This window comes from Mesorhizobium sp. M7A.F.Ca.US.006.04.2.1 (assembly GCF_004022915.1).
In the GTDB taxonomy this organism is placed as follows: Bacteria; Pseudomonadota; Alphaproteobacteria; order Rhizobiales; family Rhizobiaceae; genus Mesorhizobium; species Mesorhizobium ciceri.
Genome location: NZ_RZQA01001114.1, coordinates 1 through 1,689, shown reverse-complemented (window position 1 = coordinate 1,689; position 1,689 = coordinate 1). Strand labels below are relative to the sequence as shown.

Below are 1,689 nucleotides of genomic sequence, written 5' to 3'. Positions count from 1 at the left end.
TCCTTGACGAGTCCACCTCCATGCTGACGCCGAAAGGTATCGACGAACTGGGCGCGCTGATGCGCCGCCTTGTCGAGCAGGGCCTTGCGATCGTCTTCATCACCCACAAGCTCAAGGAGGCGGCTGCCTTCGGCGACCGCATCTCGGTGCTGAAGCTTGGCCGCAAGGTCGGCGAGATTCCACCCGAGCGGTTTCGCACGCTGGGCGAACAGGAGATCGTCTCGGAGATCGTGGAATTGATGTTCGGCAAGCAGAAGGATGACCCGGAAGCCGTCGAGCGTCCTGTCCGCACTGCCCGCGCCGGCGCTGACCCGCTGCTTCAGGTGACGGACCTGGCGGTAGCGGCGACGGACAATGCGCCGGGCCTGTCGTCGATCTCCTTCGACATCCGCCCGGGCGAGATCCTCGGCATAGCCGGCATCGACGGCAACGGCCAGAAGCAGCTGGCGGAAGCGCTGGCCGGCCAGCGTACAGCCACAAGCGGCTCGGTGCGGCTGGACGGCGCCGCCATCGAGACGCTGAGCGTCGGCGAGCGCCGCCGGCGCGGCCTTCGCTACCTGACCGACGACCGACTGGGCGAGGGCACTGTCGGCACCTTCCCGGTCTCGATCAATTTCTTCCTCAAGCAGGTCGGCGCGGCCCCGTTCTGGCGCAACGGCGTCGAGCAGCGCGCGGAGATCGACAAGCGCGCCGCGCAGCTCGTGCGCGAATACGACGTGCGCACGCCGAGCCTGAAGACGCCCGTCGCGCGGCTGTCCGGCGGCAACATCCAGAAGGTGCTTCTGGCAAGGGAACTGGCTGAAGGCGCCAAGGTGGTGATCTTCAACAAGCCGACCTATGGGCTCGATCTCGCCAACACATTGGCGTCGCGCCAGCGCATTCGCGATACGGCGGCGCGTGGCCTTGCCGTGCTGCTGATCTCCACCGACCTCGAGGAATTGCTTGGCATGTGCGACCGCATCGCCGTCATCGCCGACGGCGCTTTGGTCGGCACCGTCGAGAACGTAGACGACGCCCGCACAAAGGTCGGTCGCCTGATGATCGGACTTGCCGCATGAGCATCGACACCGCACCCACGGTCAGCGCCACCGCACTCGATGCCACGAGCGGGGCAGCGACGCGCCGCGACATCCTGCATCGGCTGCTGATGACGCTCGGCCCGATCCTTATCGCGCTGGTCATAGCCGGCTGTATCCTGCTTGCCGTCGGCGTCGACCCGCTGGCCTATTATGGCTTCGTGCTGGAGAAGGGACTGTTCTCGCCGCTCGGCATCCAGCAGACACTGACGCGCATGGCGCCGCTGCTGTTTCTCGCCGCCGGCCTGATCGTCGCCTTTCGCGCCGGCATGTGGAATCTGGGCGGCGACGGCCAGTTCCTGCTTGGCGCGGTGACGGCGGCTGCCAGCGCTCCCGTGTTCGTGCAGATCATGCCAGCCTGGCTGGCGCTGGTCTGCTCGCTCCTCATCGCCATGGTGGTGGCGATGATCTGGTCGCTGGTGCCGGCGCTGCTGCGTGCCTATCAGGGCGTCAACGAGATCATCACCACCCTGATGATGACGTTCCTCGGCACCTCGCTCGCCAATGTGCTGGTCAAGCTGGCGTTTCGCGACCCAAGCACGACCGTGCCGCAGACGCGCACGCTGCCGGTGGAGGACCGGCTGCCGCGCCTGTTCGAAACGACCATCACCAG

Annotated in this window: 1 protein-coding gene and 1 pseudogene; both read left to right on the top strand. The window is 66.5% G+C overall.

All coding sequences use genetic code 11. The features are described 5' to 3' along the window. Positions 1–1,058 (top strand): ATP-binding cassette domain-containing protein (locus tag EN925_RS34835; RefSeq protein ID WP_128337317.1); only part of this gene is annotated, 1,058 nt, incomplete at its 5' end. Then, a pseudogene (locus EN925_RS34830) lies at positions 1,055–1,689 on the top strand (ABC transporter permease); the annotation flags it as partial. The gene EN925_RS34835 and the pseudogene EN925_RS34830, both read left to right, overlap by 4 nt.